Source organism: Maridesulfovibrio ferrireducens (genome assembly GCF_900101105.1).
In the GTDB taxonomy this organism is placed as follows: Bacteria; Desulfobacterota; Desulfovibrionia; order Desulfovibrionales; family Desulfovibrionaceae; genus Maridesulfovibrio; species Maridesulfovibrio ferrireducens.
Genome location: NZ_FNGA01000001.1, coordinates 551,506 through 567,491 on the forward strand (window position 1 = coordinate 551,506; position 15,986 = coordinate 567,491).

A 15,986-nucleotide genomic window follows, 5' to 3' on the forward strand; every position below is an offset into this window, starting at 1 on the left:
AGAGCGGCTAGAGCCGTCACAATGAAATCCGGAGAAAGTCTTATCCACGACTTTGCTCTGATCCACAACGGAACCGAGATTCTGGAAACGGGAACATGGTCTTCTATTAAAAACCATTTTTCCGGCGACGTAACCGACCTCGGAGATGTGACTATTGTTCCCGGCCTTATCAATGCACACGTTCACCTTGAGCTTTCCCATCTCGAAGGAAAAACTGTTCAGGGTCAAGGGTTTCTGTCCTGGATTACATCGCTACTGAAAAACCCCACTTACAAGATTGAAACAGATGCCATCAATAAGGCTTTGTCCGGCATGCTTGAAAGCGGAACAGTTTTTTGTGCGGATATCTCTACCTGCAACTGTTCAAAAATGTCTGAACTGATGAACGAATCCGGGATTGGTTTTTACAGTTTCTGCGAAGCTATAGGCCAGAAAATTCCAAAATCAGGTGCATCTTTTTTTCCTGACAAGGTTTATCCGCGGGGCAAGACAGCCGGAGCAGGACACGCTCCCCACTCAACTTGTGGAGAGCTTTTAATCGCGGTAAAAAAAGCTGATTCTGCGGCAAAACGCCCCTTCTCAATTCATTTGGCAGAAAATGAAGAAGAAGACGAAATCGTAGGGCAGGGAACCGGACCTTTCGCCGAAATGCTCCGAAAAGCCGGGATACTCTCTGATTGCGGAAGCAAGGGGCTGTCCCCTGTAGAATACATTCATTCACTTGGAATACTTGATGAATCTACCCTTGCGATTCATTGCGTAAAAGTTTCTGAAAGTGATATAAAAATTTTAGCAGACACCGGAACCAACGTCTGCCTGTGTCCACGCAGCAATGAATTCATCGGCGAAGGTCGCGCTCCGTGGGAAAAGATCATTAATTCAGGTATTAACACATGCCTTGGCACTGACAGTATTGCATCCAACCACGATCTTAATATGTGGAATGAATTGGAATATCTGTTAAAAGAGATCCATATAAAGCTTACATCGCAGCAAGCTTTATCAATGATCACTAAAAACGGTGCCAAATCATTAATGATAGAAGATTTATACGGATCTCTCGAAGTTGGTAAAAGGCCGGTCTTTGCGACCGTCCCCTCCCATCTTAAGAATCTTTTATTTCAATAACTCCGTTATATACGGCAAACCACTAATCCCGTCTCGAAAGAGGCGCAAACAGAGGACAGCTTATGGAGTGGCGACACAAAGACCTGCTGGATATTACACAACTCTCGAAAGAGGACGTGTGGCACATTTTCGAAACAGCTACATACTTTCAAGAAATTAATTCCCGCCCGGTAAAAAAAGTACCGACATTAAAAGGCCATAGCGTGGTCCTTTTTTTTGCCGAACCAAGTACCAGAACTAAAACTTCTTTTGATATGGCAGGGAAAAGACTTTCCTGCGATACTTTCTCCCTTGCCAAAAGCTCAAGCAGCTTAACCAAAGGCGAAACACTTAAAGATACAGCTCTGACTCTGGAGGCCATGAACATTGACGGGATTGTTATCCGTCACTGGGCCAGCGGCGCCGCGGCTTTCCTTGCCGAAAGGCTTGATTGCAGCGTGATCAATGCCGGAGACGGCAGACACGCCCACCCTACCCAAGCTCTGCTGGACGGCTTTACGCTCTATCAGGAATGGGGCGCACTGGAAGGTAAAACAGTGCTCATTCTGGGAGATATCGCGCATAGCAGAGTTGCCAGATCAAATGTCATTATGCTCACCATGATGGGAGCTAAAGTCAGATTTTGCGCTCCTAGAACTCTTCTTCCACCAAACATCAAAAGCTGGCCCGTAGAAGTCTATTCAAATGTAAACGAGGCTTCTAAAGGCGTTGATGCTATCATGTGTCTGCGACTGCAGCTTGAAAGACAGCAGGCCGGACTTCTTCCTGATGTGCGGGAATACTCACGCTATTTCGGACTCGGGCCAAAACAAGTGGAACTAGCTTCACCAAATGTAAAAATACTGCACCCCGGACCGATGAACCGCGGCGTTGAAATAGACTCAGCACTGGCCGACTCAACTTCGAGCCTTGTACTTGATCAAGTTGCAAGCGGTGTCGCCGTGCGTATGGCTCTTCTTTATCTCTATCTTACTCGCAAGAAATAATAAGGAGAATTGACTATGACCAATCCTGAACTGGTTATCCGCAAAGCGGTATGGAAAGGTGAAGAGGTCGATCTCCTCGTAGCAGACGGAAAAATACTCGAAATAATCCCTTCATCAGACGCTATGTACGAAGGAGCCGAGGTTGTCGCTGCCAGAGGATACCTGCTCATGCCGAGCCTTACGGATGTTCACACGCATCTGAGAGAACCCGGCTTTGAATATAAAGAAGATATAGCTTCGGGCCTCAAAGCCGCAGCACACGGCGGTTTTTCCAACATAATGTGTATGGCTAACACCAGCCCGGTAAATGATAATGCCGTGATCACAGCCGAAATGCAGAACAAAGCTCACGCGGCATTTCCAAACGGTCCGCGTCTTTTTCCTATCGGTGCACTGACCAAAGGACTTGAAGCCAAAGAGCTTTCATCCATGCACGACCTTGCTGATGCTGGATGCGTTGCCTTTTCAAATGACGGCGTACCCGTAAAGAATACCGAGCTTTTCCGAAGAGCTTTAGAATACGCTTCCGACACCGGAAAACCAGTAATCGATCACTGCGAAGATCCATATCTTGAACTGGGCGCAGGAATGAACGAAGGCGCAGTATCAAGCCTTCTCGGCCTTGCCGGACAGCCCGATGTTGCGGAAGCGGCGCAGGTTGCCCGCGATCTGCTTTTAGCTGAATATCTCGATATTCATATCCATCTGGCTCACATTTCCTGCCGGAAATCGATTGACCTTATCGCATGGGCCAAGAAGCGCGGCGTTAAGGTTACAGCGGAAACCTGCCCTCACTATCTGCTGCTCACTGAAGAAGCTGTGGAAGGATATGGAACGGATACAAAGGTAAATCCCCCGCTACGTACAGCAGACGATGTAGAAGCTCTCCTGCAAGCTATCCGTGAAGGCATCATCGACATGTTTGCAACCGATCATGCTCCCCATGCGGCACATGAAAAAGAAGTTGAGTTTATGGTCGCCCCTTGCGGAATCTCAGGACTTGATTCAGCCTTATCCCTGACATGGGAACTTGTTGCTTCCGGCAAAATAACATTTGATGACTTTATACGAATGTGGACCACCGCCCCTTGCGAAACTTTCGGCCTGCCGCTGAACAGTTTCAAGAAAGGTGATGTTGCCGATTTCTTCCTATTTGCCCCGGACGAAGAATGGACTCTTTCCCCTGAAACAATGCACTCTAAAGGCAAAAACACACCTTTCCTAGGCCAAACCCTGAAAGGACGGGTGATAAGTCATTTCCTTGGCGGCAAAAAAATAGTATGACACCATGAAAAGGCAGAGGAAAACTCTGCAACCTAGGTAAACGATTAAAGATTTAATATATTTCGCCTTAAGGAGACACTATGAGCGAACCCTTTAAAGACGCGGTTGGAATTTGTAAAACCATTATGCGCAATGGCTATGACGCCTACATTATCAGCGAAAGGCTTCAAAAGCTTACCATTGACGATAAAGGTAAAGAAATAACCCTTGATATTTCCACCGAGCTTGATTTCAAAGGTCTGAGCAAATTTTTTCCAAATGTTCAGGTCGCAGGAAAAGATGAAATAACAGCGATTCTGACAGAAGGAGAAACCACCTTCAATTTCTACATGTCGGATACCAGCAACTCTTCACATCCCGAAGAGTGTGTTTCCCGCATGACCCCGAGACTGCTTAAGGCTCTGGAAAAGAAGAATGAAATTCCAATGTCTTCCGCCTGTCCTTACATCCCTAAAGCAAGAGATTCTTATGAAGGATTTGCTGAACTCAGCACCGGGCAAGTTTGCTTTCTCGGAATTCCTGACCAGACTCTAAAAAAAGACTACCTCATGGGAATTAGAGCGCTGCGTTTTGCTGCCAACTATAATCTTCCCATTGAAAGCAACACCAAAGCTTCCATCATCAGAGCTTGTAAACGAATTCTCGACTATGTTCCCATCCCTGAAATTATGGATGAATGGCGCAAAGTCGAAGCAGAAAATATGTACACCTTTATTTCTCTGCTTTTCGAAACAATGCTTCTGCACGGACTAATCCCTGAAATTGCTGCTCTCTCTCGCTTTACACAGATTAAAAACAGCAAAACAGGTGAAACTGAAACCGTATTCAATCACACACTTGATGTAATGCGCCTCTACCCTGAAGAACTTCCGTATGACTGGTTTGGCGTGGCAGCATGCCTTTTCCACGATGTCGGTAAAGTTTACACTGCGGAAGAAGTGGACGGAGAATGGCAGTTCCTACAGCATCACCGCGTTGGAGCTAAAGTTACCAGAAAGATTCTTACCCGCCTCAACTTCCCACAGGAAGATGTAGATCTTATCTGCGACATGGTTCGCAATCACATGCGTTTCCATTTCATGCTGACTGATAAGGGTATCAGAAAATTCAAGGCAATTGACGAATACCCCCGTCTCATCGAAATGGTTCGTGCTGACATCAAAGCGCGCGGATCACAGTACAAAGAATTCAATCACAATATCAAAATGCTTGAACGTGCTGATATTCCAGAAGAAGCGCTCGATCCTTTCCTTAACGGAAATGAAATCATGCAGCACACCGGCCTGAACCCCGGTCCAGTTGTAGGTATCATCCGCGAATCTCTGCTCACAGCGCAGATTTCCGGAGATGTTTGCACAATGGAAGAAGCTATCGAGTATGTAAAATATCAGGCAGATAAAGAAAAACTTCTTTAACAGCTGATAAAATTAGTTAATTTAAAAGCCCGTGCCTAAATTTAGGCACGGGCTTTTTTGCGTTCTGTGAAAAAGTTTTAAGAGCGAATCAATAAAAACTCTAAACTTATTAGCTTTGGCTATCACGAATATGACCCCATCATCGGTAGTTTCATTACCCCGGACCCGCTAGGATATGATGGCGGAAATGTGGATGTTTATGAGTATTGCCTTGATAATCCGATTAAATTTACTGATTAGACGGAAAACCGTTGGAAATAATTAAAAATATGAATTATAAATAATATACACAAAAACATTCACGCCCATTTCGGATCATGTTTATTTCACCAGCATGAAGTATTTTTAAAATTACACTTGACTAGTTATTTAAACTCTCATAAAGATATAGACAGACTGAGTATCCATGTTCAATCCATGGTTACTTAAGCTTAAAAAAAAACCCGCTAAGCTTAAAGCTCAGCGGGTTTTTTTTACATTTCATACTCAACTAAAGCTGACAAATATCCTTTTCCATATCGTTACGCAGATGCCCCTGCCCTGTGGATTCAAGCACTGCTCTCCAATAATCAGACTTAACATTCAATTTCTTTCTTTTCAGCGTGACAAGATCAAGTGGCAAATGGACATACCTAGCCTGTAACCGGCTTACCACCATATCGGTTTTTCCTGCCATTGCCGCATGTACGGCATGCTGTCCTAGAAAACCGCAATAAACGCAGTCATTTGCATTGGCTGGAACTGACCGAATTATATAACTTGGATCAATAAATTTAAGGGTGAAATCTTTTCCAACTTCCTTAAAATGCTCCTTCACTTTGCGGATGAGCAAGGTACAAACATCGCAAAGAATAGGATTGCCGGAAGCATCCTTTTCTCCCGTATATTCACACTGTTCCTGCCCTGCTCCCTCTGCACACACAATTACGGCATGCTGTCTTTCATCAAGCCTTTTCTCAAGAGATCTCAGTAATCCGTATTCACCGTCAAACTCAAAGGCATGCTCGGGAACCAGCACGAAATTTACATCTTTAAGGGCAAGTGTCGCCTGCGCCGCAATAAAGCCTGACTCACGCCCCATCAGTTTTACTAAGCCAATGCCATTGACGACGCCTAAAGATTCAACATGAGCCGACTGAATGGCTTCTGTGGCCTTATCTACAGCTGTATCGAAACCGAAAGATTTTGTGACGAAACCGATATCATTATCAATGGTTTTTGGAATACCGATTATTGATATTCGAACATTGCGCTTATTGATCTCTTTTACAATCTTCTGAGCGGCGCGCATGGTTCCGTCTCCGCCGATCATAAAAAGAACACTGATATTCATGCGTTCAAGAGCGTCCACGATCTCTTCCGGGTCCTGAGGGCCGCGAGAAGAACCGAGCATAGTTCCGCCGAATTGATGAATATTTGCTACTTTATCCGCTGTAAGCTCAACCACATCATGCCCATATTTGGGGATAAAACCCTGCAAACCGAATTTGACACCCAGCACGGAAGATACTTTATAAAGATAGTGAGCTTCGAGAACAATTGAACGGATAACATCATTCAATCCCGGACAAAGGCCACCGCATGTAACAACAGCACACTTTGTTTTTGAAGGATCAAAATAAGTGAACGCACGTGGACCGGATTTTTCAAACTCCTGATAGACAGTTCTGTCATCAGTCAGTCCCATATCTTCTTCAGCTAAATTAACAAGAGTTCTATCGTTATCGTCTATGAAATAGCACCTCTTCAAAGGAGAAGGTATTTTCGCCTTTCCAAGAACAGCTATCTCGGTATTTAATAATTCTTTCTTTTCGGTCGAGTTTTTTGCCACTTTTAAACTCCTCCGGACTAACTGTCCGGCCTCCAGTAATAGGTGAGGTTACCGTATTTCGCCCTGAATCAGGGGGGTCCAAATTGCGGGCTGATCTGCCAGAATACTTTCTCTGACTGGCAGTTCCATAGGGTGAGGAATTCTATCAACTACATCCCCTGCCTGCTGCCACCATAAATAAAAACCCTTTCCTTCAATATGTCGGCAATAAAGCTTTTGAGCTCCTTTTTGACACACAAGATCATATAAACGAAACAAAGCTTTTCCGGCCTTATAAACTCCGTTTTTAGGAGATATAAATTTCCAGTCAGATGTCTTTATTTCCGAAAACTCTTTTCCGTCTAAGGCGCTATAGTAACGAGTTTTAGAGTCAAGGTCACGAACTCTGAACAATTTTTCCTTTGCAGAGTAAGAAACAATAAACAAGGGCCTTCCGAAATGCTCAGCAACTTTCCAACGATCTACCCCGGTAGAATAAACAAGTGATCCTTCTTTTTCGTAAATCCAGGAAGAAGATTCCTTCAAGGCCTCTGATTTTTTAACCAAATCACGCTTGCGAAGATCCCAGTAAACTTCTTTACCGTCATCACGGCGCAGACAGACAACATATCCAGACATCCTCACCGAAGCAAAAGGGCCTCCGGCTACTTCATCAGAATTAATACGGGACAAATTCTTCATGCCCCACATAACAATTTTACCTGAAGCTTCAACAGCAACTAAAATTCCCTGCCCCGGTGTATATCCAAGGAAAAGAGGAGTTCCTTCCAGCACGGACATTTCTTTTAAAGGGCCGTTTGAAGGGCCGCTCAAAAGTGCATTAAAACTATCTATCAATCCCAGCCAGTCGCCTGTGCGTGAAATGGCCATCATTTTAACAGGGCCATGCTCAACGGGAATATCTCCCGGTATTCTGGAACAGGTTTTCAAATCGTAAATAAAGAGATTATCCCCTTTGCTATCCGTCGCGGCTAAAACAGGACTTCCCGGCGCATATGCGACAAGTGCTGCCCCTTTTCCAGAAGGCAGTCTCAATTTTTTGCAGGGATAGCTGCTCCAAAGCCGGATAGAACCGTCATAAAGAGCCGCGGCAAGACCTTCCTCCGTACCGGAATAAGAAGAGACCCCTCCGGCAATAATAGGAATAGCTTTTTCCCTTGTGACTGAAATATACATATTGTCCGCAAGCGCTTCAAACGGAGGAGTATACAATTTTCCTGTGCTGACATATTTCTTGCCCAGCAACTCGGAAACATACTTTTTCAAGGATTTAACTGTTCCCTTACGCAACTGAGGAGGAACATCTATATAGGTTTGCCCGACTCTCTCTTTAGAATTTGCAGAGCTTTGTGCGTCGGATGAAACCGGAGCACTTATCAATATCAGAACAAATAAAAAAATAATAATCTGAACCTGTGAAAATCTGAGGATCATCCCTTTTTTTCCTTGAATTTATTGCTGCTCAGGGTCATCCGTTCGACGATATTCTGGTAATATGTATCTTCAGTGTCGATTGAAATTTTCTGCCCGCGCATTTTTTTTATTTTCCCGAAAAGAACATTTACTTTCTGCATCTGGCAATAGCGCTCTTTTTCTTCCTCCATGCTTTCAAGCAGGTCAAGAGCTGAATAAATATCCTTTCGAAGTTGCATTTCCGGCGGAAGATAGCCGGCATTTTTCAAAGCTTTATATGCCATTCGCAACTCAGATGGAATCATTGAATCATCTTCAAGTTTCAAAGGCTTTCCGCTACATGGAAGATTTTTAAACTCTCCCTTTCTCTCTGATTCTTTAATCTTCGCCTCGGCAAGAGCCGCAATAAAAAACATTACAGGCCGCCCTCCTAGGGGTTGGCTTCTTCACTGTACCCGTCAATCCATGTCGCCGTCTGAGCCAGAATAGACTCTAAAGCTGTTCCGGCGGCGTTCGCAATGGCTCGACCTGTCAAACTTTTAACCGGAACCGAGGCCTCTATCAGCTTCCTTGCAAGCAACCGCTTGCCTGCGCCGTCCCATAAAGAATACCTGACAGCACCCTTAAAAATATTTCCTCCACTGCGCTGCACTTCAAAAGCCATAACCACGCCTGAAAGAATCAATGCGCGTTCAGCACCGGGTCGATACGGAGCAACGACTTCGTAATTCTTCATACAGCTAAGAGCCGTACCTGTTTTAATATCAAATATTTCAGCAGGTGTTCCTTCCCAGCTCCATCTGTAATCGGGAGTCAGCACCGGACCATTTGCAAGAATAACCGTTTCGCGGTCTAGAGCAGGAAGACTCGTAAATCTCTTCACCGCCACGGCTGGCAAGTCAGGTCTCACTTCTTCGCAAACTGTTTTAAGCTCAGCGTTTGAACCGACCCGTAAATAAGAACTCTCCACAGATTTTCCGCCAATACAACCGGCAGCAAATAGAACAACAACCAGTAAGGATATGCTTAAAATATTTTTTATCATTTTCCGGCTCCTTCAGGAGGATTGAGAACCTGCCACGGACGTTCCCGAAGCGATCTGGCCAACCTGTTCATTTCTCGAGAAAGTCTGTTTACATTTAAAAGAATAATTTCAATTTCTTCCTGATCATATTCTAGATTTTTGCGAAGATCTGATGTCAGTCCGTCAACGCCATCCGCCACTCTCGTGACTTCACCGTTCATGCTCTGCAAAGTGTTTTTCATATCTCCTTCAAGAGATTGAAGGACCTTTTCGACCTTTTGCAAAGTGTCGGAAATTTCAACTGTGATATCCCCAAGATTTTTTGTTCCCGATTCTATCCCTGTGGAAGCTGTTCGAGAAAGCTTAACCCACTCTTTTTGGAATGAAACCAACGTAGCGTTAGTTTGCGCAAGTACATCAGGAGCAATTTTTAAACTTTTTTCAAGGTTTGCCCTGTTCTCACCGGAGAAAAGAGCCTGAAGGCCTTCTGCGGCCTTTTCCAGCTTTGGAGCAACGGCAGCAACTGCTTTGCCTATTTCAGCAGCAACATCATTCATACTTAAAGTCACTGCAACTGGAATCATTGCTCCGGGCGCAAGTTTAGGCCCCGGATCACGTTCAAGTTCCAAAAGAATATAATTATCACCCACAAGTCCTTTCTGAGTGATTGTTGCAACAGTGCCTTCATAAAGTGCAAAATCCCTGTCCACATTAATAACCACAGAAATACGGCCCGGATTCTGCTCATCAATTTCTATGATTCCAACCTTACCGACACTAAGACCCGCATATTTTACAGGCCTGCCGGAAGTAAGATCTTTCACATTACGGAATGAAATATTGTAAGTGGAATAATCAGCGAAGAAATCATGACCGCCGAGAAAAACAATAAATAACCCCAACACAGCTAACCCGCCTAAGGCGGCTAAACTTGCTTTAATAATATCTGTCTTTGAACTGCGCGGATTGAGTACCATTTTTATCCCCCAAAAATCATAATCTACTTCTAAACTTTACTGATCTTGCCATTGAATTATCTATTATAGTCGGCCGTCTTTCCAGAAAATCAATCAGATACTCATCGTCCGAATCTCTAAGGCCATCCAGATCACCCTGATATAAACATCTGCCCTGATGCAGCACCACAACATGGTCCGCAATATTAAACAAGCTGTCGAGATCATGCGTAACAACTACAGTCGTAACATTAAATGTCTCTTTAAGTTTCAAAATTAATTGATCAAGATCGGCCGCTGTGATCGGATCAAGTCCCGATGAAGGCTCATCACACAACAAAGTTGTCGGGTCCATGACCATTGCTCGAGCAAGCCCTGCTCTTTTTCTCATTCCGCCGGAAAGCTGGTTAGGGAAATAATGTGTAAACTCACCAAGCCCAACCATTCTAAGCTTCATATTTACAACTTCCTCGATAATTACATCCGGAAGCTCCGTATGCTCTTGAAGAGGCAAAGCCACATTTTCACCCAAAGTGAGAGACCCGAGCATTGCCCCGTCCTGAAAAAGGACACCCATGCGAGTTCGGATAAGTCTTAACTCATCTTCATCTTTCAATTTGGTGAGGTTTGTTTCACCAAGGAATATTTCGCCTGAAACTGGAACATTCAAACCTAAAATATGTCTCAGTAATGTCGACTTGCCACATCCTGAACCGCCAAGAATTACGCTGATCTTACCTGCCGGAAGTACGGCATTAAGATTCGCCATCAGCACTTTTCCCGGATACCCGAGGCTGAGTTCTTTTAATGTTATGTCTTGTGCAAGTCTTGATACTTTCATGATCACTTAACGAAAAAGAAAATTCAGTGTTGTAAAAAATAGGTCTAACAAAATAATCATAAATATTGATATAACTACAGAATTTGTGGTTTTACGCCCTACATCAACCGCTCCTTCCCGAGCTAAGAACCCCTGCCAGCACCCGATCACAGTAATTGCAACGGCAAAGCCTCCGCTTTTGACCAATCCGGCAAAGACATCCCGTAACTTCAAAAATTCCACTGTGTTATTGAAATATGTAACTTCGTTTATCCCGAGAGCAACAGAGGAGAAAATGCCGCCTGAAACAATTCCTACAAAATCAGCCCAGACTGTAAGACAGGGGACCATAATGAGCATGGCTATCAATTTGGGAACGACAAGAAAACGAACAGGTTCGATACCCATTACTTCAAGAGCATCGATCTCTTCAGATATCTGCATAGTGGCAATTTCGGCAGTAAAAGCGGCACCGGATCGCCCGGTGATAATAATCGCTGTGAGCAACGGCCCTAACTCGTTGATAATCGTAAGCCCGACAAGGCTGGCAACATAACTGACAGCCCCGACTTTCTCCAACTGCTGTGCTGCCTGCAAGGCCAGAATAATACCTGTACAGCCGGCAATAACACTGACGATAGGTATTGAGTCGGCCCCGACGCTGGCGAGATCTTTGTAGAGTTTTTTACGATAGAAAGATTTTTTAGGACCGGGTTTCAGGCGCAGGCATCCCAAAAGTCGGGAAATCATCCATGCCAGAACCTGCAATCCTTTCATAACCTTTGACTCCGTTTGAAAATATCAACTTTTCATGAAGCAAACGCCTTAACTATTCCATACCAAATAATGATTTAACCTGAGTAAGATGCAAAAGTTTATCAACCTGTTCCGTAACGGAAATGATCACAACAGTTCGATCTTTTAGTGTCAGCATTCTTCGCAGCTCAATCAAAGAAGCAAGGCCGGAGCTGTCCAGATATTCCAACTCAGAAAGATCAACCCGCACTTCTCCCGATGAGATTTCAATAAATTTATGCAACTCTTCACGAAGAGCCGGAGTTCCTGTAAAATCAATTTCCCCGCTGATTTTAATCAGAGCTTCTTCGGCACTAACATCTAGTTTCCAACCAAAACTCATAGACATCTCCTTAATAAAAATGACCCATCAAGATTTATATATTTCAACAACGGTTGTATCATCATTCGGCGGAGTTTTTCCTCTCCATCTGGAAACAGCTTTAAGTAAAGATTTACCTAAAGGAGGTTTTCCCTCGATTTTCAAGGCTTCCGCCAGACGCTCTGTTCCGAAAAAATCTTTGTCTTTATTCCGGGCTTCATCAACCCCGTCTGTGACGACTATCAAGGACTGTCCTTTTTCAAGAGAAATCTCAGCTAAACCGAACTCCCCGTCATCCAGAATTCCGACAGGAAGTCCAAGAGGCCTGTCCATTTCTTTTACTTCACCGTCTGCAACAAGCAACGGAGCGGGATGACCGGCAACGCAATAACTACATTTACCCGTTTCAGGATAGAAACGAACAAGCACCATTGTAGCAAAAACTTCGCCGCCCATAAATTCAAAGGCAGCTTTATTAATCTCTGTCATCATTTCGTTCGGAGACAGCTCTTTAACCGCCGCAGCCCTGATTCGTGTCCATAACGCAGACATGATCAGCGCAGCAGGAAGTCCTTTTCCAGAAACATCCGCAACATAAACATACCAGCTTCCATCTGAATTGGGTATAAAATCATATAAATCACCGCCGACAAAATGTGCCGGGACGGAATTTCCCCAAATATGATTGCCACCGGTAAGTTCAGGAGTTTTAGGATTGAATTGTTTCTGAATTCGGGAGGCAGCCTCAAGCTGTGTTTCAAATTTTTGTTGATTGAGCCTCTGAATCATCAGCTCAGAGCGTACCAGAGCAACTCCGGCCAAATGCCCAAAACTCTCAAGAAGCTCCTGATCTTCGATATTAAAGCAATCTTTGGAACTTGAGTTTAAAACTTGAACAACGCCTTGAAGTTCACCTTTATGAATTATAGGCACACATAATATACAGCGAGTTTCAAAACCTGTTTTTTTATCCGCGTCGCGAGAAAAACGAGCATCATTTTGAGCATCGACGACATTTAAAGACTTCTTATGCAGAGCCACCCACCCGGCAATACCTTTACCAAGCGGCAACTCAATACGAGTTTTTAAAATATCCATACTCATTTCGCTCAACACATCATTCATAGCCAAAGCAAATTCGAGAACATTTTTCTCTTTATTATAGAGCAGAATAGAAGAGGCTTCAGCTCCGGTGACATCTTGTGCCAACCTTAAGAGTTGAGGCAACAAATCGACCAGCGATTCAATGCTCGCCAGCACTTCGTTTGCTTGAATCAATTTTTTTAATCTACGGGCTTGGCTACTCACCACCCTCTCCCTATTTACTTTCGACCAAGAATAATGCCCGATTCGTCAAAATTTAACTCTTCGGTTTCATTTAAGCTTTTACTGTATACTATTTCAACATAATTTAAAATTACTTCTAAGTTATTCACTCCAAGCTGTAACTTTCGGCTTAGACCAGTTACGTACAGCTTCTGCGAGTTCCTCAACAGTAGCAGTCGCCGCACCGACCTGACCGACAACGATGCCGGCAGCATAGTTTGCAAGCACAGCGGAGGTAAGCGGATCAAGCCCCGCAGCAAGTCCCAATCCCAAAGTTGCGATAACGGTATCGCCTGCCCCGGTTACATCAAAAACTTTTTGCGCAAAAGTCGGAACATGTTTAACCACATCACGCGATTCAAAAAGAGCCATACCGTCACCACCGAGAGTGATGAGCAGATGAGTTGGATCAAGCCGATCAAACAGCTTTCTGCCCGCTTCAAGGACATCTTCTTTGCTTTTGATCACCATACCTGCGCCTTCACCTGCTTCTTTGGCATTAGGCGTAAGAAGATTGACGCCTTTATAATGATCATAGTTAACGGTCTTGGGGTCAACCAAAACATGCGGTTTATGGCTTTTCACTTTAAGTAAAGCCCAGAATCTATCAAAAAAGTTCTGAGACAGGGTCCCTTTCCCGTAATCAGACAATATTACAACACTGTAATCGCAAATTTCATTATCTAGAAATGAGAACAGCTGATCCATATGATAGACTGAAAATTCATCTGTTTTCTCTCTATCAACTCTGACCATCTGCTGATTATGAGCCATTACCCGTGTTTTCTTTGTGGTAGGACGATCCTCAGATTCGAACAAACTACATGAAATGCCTGAATCAAGGCAGAGTTTGTTGAAAACATGCCCCTCTGCATCCGCTCCTATGAAACCAGTCAAATGAGGATCACCGCCCAGCGCGACTATATTTCGAGCCACGTTTCCAGCTCCGCCCAGAAGATACTTTTCCTCAGTAACCTGAACAACGGGAACCGGAGCTTCAGGCGAAATGCGATCCACGGAACCAATCACGTAATGATCAAGCATCACGTCACCAACAATCAACACCTTCTGCCCTTTCAGTTTGGGCAATACGCTTAAAATTGTTTTATCCATATCTTAAAAATATCCTTATATATCTTAATCTGACATCAAGCGGAGTTACACTTCAAGCAGTGCCAGAATCTTTTCAAGCTCTGCTTCTGACGAATATTTAATCGTCAGATTTCCTTTATCTAAAGATCCGCTGAATGACACTTTTGTTCCCAAAGAATCTTCCAGACGGGCTTTTACATTTGCCAGTTCTGCGTCAATTTGTTTTGGCTCTTTCTTCGTGCGGCTGGCAGATTTAGCGACGACAGGTACTTCACCTTTCGGCAGAGATCCATGTTCTTTAAAAAAAGAAACAGAACTTTCAGCCTGTCTGACAGATAAGCCATCCGAAAGAACCGTTTTAAATAATTCTGTGCGGGCATCATCATCTGCAATTGCTATCAGGGCACGACCATGTCCTGCTGAAATATCACCCTTTCCAATAGCGCTCTGAATCGGTTCGGCAAGAGTCAATAGCCTCATAGAGTTTGAAAGAGTCGATCGGCTTTTACCAACCTGCCCCGCAAGCTGTTCCTGACTTAGTCCAAACCTCGTGATCAGTTCTTGAAAACCCTTAGCTTCTTCAATTGGATTCAAATCTTCACGCTGTAGATTTTCAATCAAAGCAATCGCCATACTCTCAAGGTCTGTCATTTCTTTTACAAGCACAGGAATCTCAGTCAAACCAGCCAGCTTAGAAGCTCTTAAACGACGTTCTCCAGCTACCAGTTCAAAGGAGTCTCTGCGTCCTGCAATTGAACGGACCAAAACAGGCTGTATTACACCTTTTGCTTTTATTGATTCTGCAAGATCCTTTAAAGCCTCGGGAGCAAACTCCTTGCGCGGCTGATTGGGATTTGCAATAATTTTATCTATATCTATCTGCCGGGCATCTACAGATGTAGAGTTGCCCTGGGCATCAAGTTTTGATCCACCAAGTAGTGCGTCGAGTCCTCGTCCGAGTCCTCCGGTTGCGCCTGCCATGGTTTTCTCCTTCTTTTTATGAATTTACGCCTTCCGAAGGGAAAATTCGATATATTATTTCCTTTGACTTGATCGAAAGCGTGATTAAAGTAGCATTTAACAATGTTACATTAAAATAAACGTCGGAGGCTACATGTCTAATCACGATGATAATCTTACAGAACTTTTCGATAAAAAAGGCAACCTCATCGGAGCCTTGATCACAGCTGAATTATGGACCAAGGTTAAGCCGCATATAACAAAACTGCTCCCCAAAGCTGAACCTGAAGAACGCCCTGAACCAATAAGAGCTTGGAGACAGCTCAAAGAATACTGGGACTTCCCTTACCCTATTGACACCAATGTAAGCTGCGATATTTGCAACAACTCCACAGAGAACTGGGAAACTGACGAACCTCGCAAGTTTAGACTTGTATCAGCCAACCTTGGTGGACTAGTATCTTTTAAGTGTTCAAAATGTCAGGGACGTATCACTAAAAGACATTTCAAAGATGAAGTAACTACTCAGTGCACTGCTTTTGTCGAAGAAAAAGATAACAACTTCGAAGCCAAGTACACCAATAAAAAATAATTTATATAAAAGTTTCCAAATATTTGAACAATTAGGCCGACA

At 43.9% G+C, this 15,986-nt stretch carries 17 protein-coding genes; 6 read left to right on the forward strand and 11 right to left on the reverse strand.

Translation table 11 applies throughout. The features are described 5' to 3' along the window. Positions 1 to 21: 21 nt before the first annotated feature. The 5 genes from BLT41_RS02430 to BLT41_RS17805 all read left to right on the forward strand — a co-directional run bounded on the left by BLT41_RS02430 (position 22) and on the right by BLT41_RS17805 (position 5,053). Positions 22 to 1,128 carry an amidohydrolase family protein gene (locus tag BLT41_RS02430; RefSeq protein WP_244512177.1) on the forward strand — a complete coding sequence of 369 codons (1,107 nt, stop codon included), beginning with the start codon at positions 22 to 24 and terminating at the stop codon, positions 1,126 to 1,128. A gap of 62 nt (positions 1,129 to 1,190) precedes the next feature. Then, the gene (locus tag BLT41_RS02435; RefSeq protein WP_092157902.1) at positions 1,191 to 2,114 is read left to right on the forward strand and encodes an aspartate carbamoyltransferase catalytic subunit; all 924 of its coding nucleotides are present in this window, start codon (positions 1,191 to 1,193) and stop codon (positions 2,112 to 2,114) included. A 15-nt stretch (positions 2,115 to 2,129) separates the two neighbouring features. Further along, positions 2,130 to 3,398 carry a dihydroorotase gene (locus BLT41_RS02440; protein WP_092157904.1) on the forward strand — a complete coding sequence of 423 codons (1,269 nt, stop codon included), beginning with the start codon at positions 2,130 to 2,132 and terminating at the stop codon, positions 3,396 to 3,398. 80 nt (positions 3,399 to 3,478) lie between these two features. Next, positions 3,479 to 4,813: an HD domain-containing protein gene (locus BLT41_RS02445; protein WP_092157906.1), complete on the forward strand. Its 1,335-nt coding sequence runs from the start codon at positions 3,479 to 3,481 to the stop codon at positions 4,811 to 4,813. Between the two features lie 87 nt (positions 4,814 to 4,900). Continuing rightward, on the forward strand, positions 4,901 to 5,053 hold the full coding sequence (locus BLT41_RS17805) for an RHS repeat-associated core domain-containing protein (RefSeq protein ID WP_092158802.1): 153 nt from the start codon (positions 4,901 to 4,903) through the stop codon (positions 5,051 to 5,053). A gap of 250 nt (positions 5,054 to 5,303) precedes the next feature. On the opposite strand, the gene BLT41_RS02455 is transcribed toward BLT41_RS17805, so the two are convergent. The 11 genes from BLT41_RS02455 to BLT41_RS02505 all read right to left on the reverse strand — a co-directional run bounded on the left by BLT41_RS02455 (position 5,304) and on the right by BLT41_RS02505 (position 15,373). Then, positions 5,304 to 6,644, reverse strand: a complete 1,341-nt coding sequence (locus BLT41_RS02455; RefSeq protein WP_092157907.1) for an ATP-dependent 6-phosphofructokinase — start codon at positions 6,642 to 6,644, stop codon at positions 5,304 to 5,306. Between the two features lie 48 nt (positions 6,645 to 6,692). After that, positions 6,693 to 8,078 carry a WD40 repeat domain-containing protein gene (locus BLT41_RS02460; protein WP_092157908.1) on the reverse strand — a complete coding sequence of 462 codons (1,386 nt, stop codon included), beginning with the start codon at positions 8,076 to 8,078 and terminating at the stop codon, positions 6,693 to 6,695. After that, positions 8,075 to 8,473, reverse strand: coding sequence for a DnaJ family domain-containing protein (locus BLT41_RS02465; protein ID WP_092157910.1), 399 nt, complete (start codon positions 8,471 to 8,473; stop codon positions 8,075 to 8,077). Before BLT41_RS02465 ends, BLT41_RS02460 begins: the two co-directional genes overlap by 4 nt. A gap of 14 nt (positions 8,474 to 8,487) precedes the next feature. Next, entirely contained in the window at positions 8,488 to 9,102 is a 615-nt protein-coding gene (locus BLT41_RS02470) for a hypothetical protein (protein WP_092157912.1), read from the reverse strand. Further along, entirely contained in the window at positions 9,099 to 10,058 is a 960-nt protein-coding gene (locus BLT41_RS02475; protein WP_092157914.1) for an MlaD family protein, read from the reverse strand. The genes BLT41_RS02470 and BLT41_RS02475 overlap by 4 nt, the downstream gene beginning before the upstream one ends. A gap of 16 nt (positions 10,059 to 10,074) precedes the next feature. Then, complete coding sequence (locus BLT41_RS02480) at positions 10,075 to 10,878, reverse strand: ABC transporter ATP-binding protein (RefSeq protein WP_092157916.1); 804 nt, start codon at positions 10,876 to 10,878, stop codon at positions 10,075 to 10,077. 6 nt (positions 10,879 to 10,884) lie between these two features. Then, positions 10,885 to 11,634 (reverse strand): MlaE family ABC transporter permease, encoded by a 750-nt coding sequence (locus tag BLT41_RS02485; RefSeq protein WP_092157918.1) that lies wholly within the window; start codon positions 11,632 to 11,634, stop codon positions 10,885 to 10,887. A gap of 52 nt (positions 11,635 to 11,686) precedes the next feature. Next, positions 11,687 to 11,995: an STAS domain-containing protein gene (locus BLT41_RS02490; protein WP_092157920.1), complete on the reverse strand. Its 309-nt coding sequence runs from the start codon at positions 11,993 to 11,995 to the stop codon at positions 11,687 to 11,689. A 27-nt stretch (positions 11,996 to 12,022) separates the two neighbouring features. Continuing rightward, complete coding sequence (locus BLT41_RS02495) at positions 12,023 to 13,282, reverse strand: GAF domain-containing SpoIIE family protein phosphatase (protein WP_092157922.1); 1,260 nt, start codon at positions 13,280 to 13,282, stop codon at positions 12,023 to 12,025. Positions 13,283 to 13,402: 120 nt separating this feature from the next. Then, the gene (rfaE1, locus tag BLT41_RS02500) at positions 13,403 to 14,413 is read right to left on the reverse strand and encodes a D-glycero-beta-D-manno-heptose-7-phosphate kinase (protein ID WP_092157924.1); all 1,011 of its coding nucleotides are present in this window, start codon (positions 14,411 to 14,413) and stop codon (positions 13,403 to 13,405) included. Between the two features lie 45 nt (positions 14,414 to 14,458). Beyond that, a complete protein-coding gene (locus tag BLT41_RS02505; RefSeq protein ID WP_092157926.1) occupies positions 14,459 to 15,373 on the reverse strand; it encodes a ParB/RepB/Spo0J family partition protein in 915 nt (304 codons plus the stop codon). Positions 15,374 to 15,506: 133 nt separating this feature from the next. On the opposite strand from BLT41_RS02505, the gene BLT41_RS02510 reads away from it, so the two are divergent. Then, positions 15,507 to 15,944 (forward strand): hypothetical protein, encoded by a 438-nt coding sequence (locus tag BLT41_RS02510; protein WP_092157928.1) that lies wholly within the window; start codon positions 15,507 to 15,509, stop codon positions 15,942 to 15,944. Positions 15,945 to 15,986: the final 42 nt, after the last annotated feature.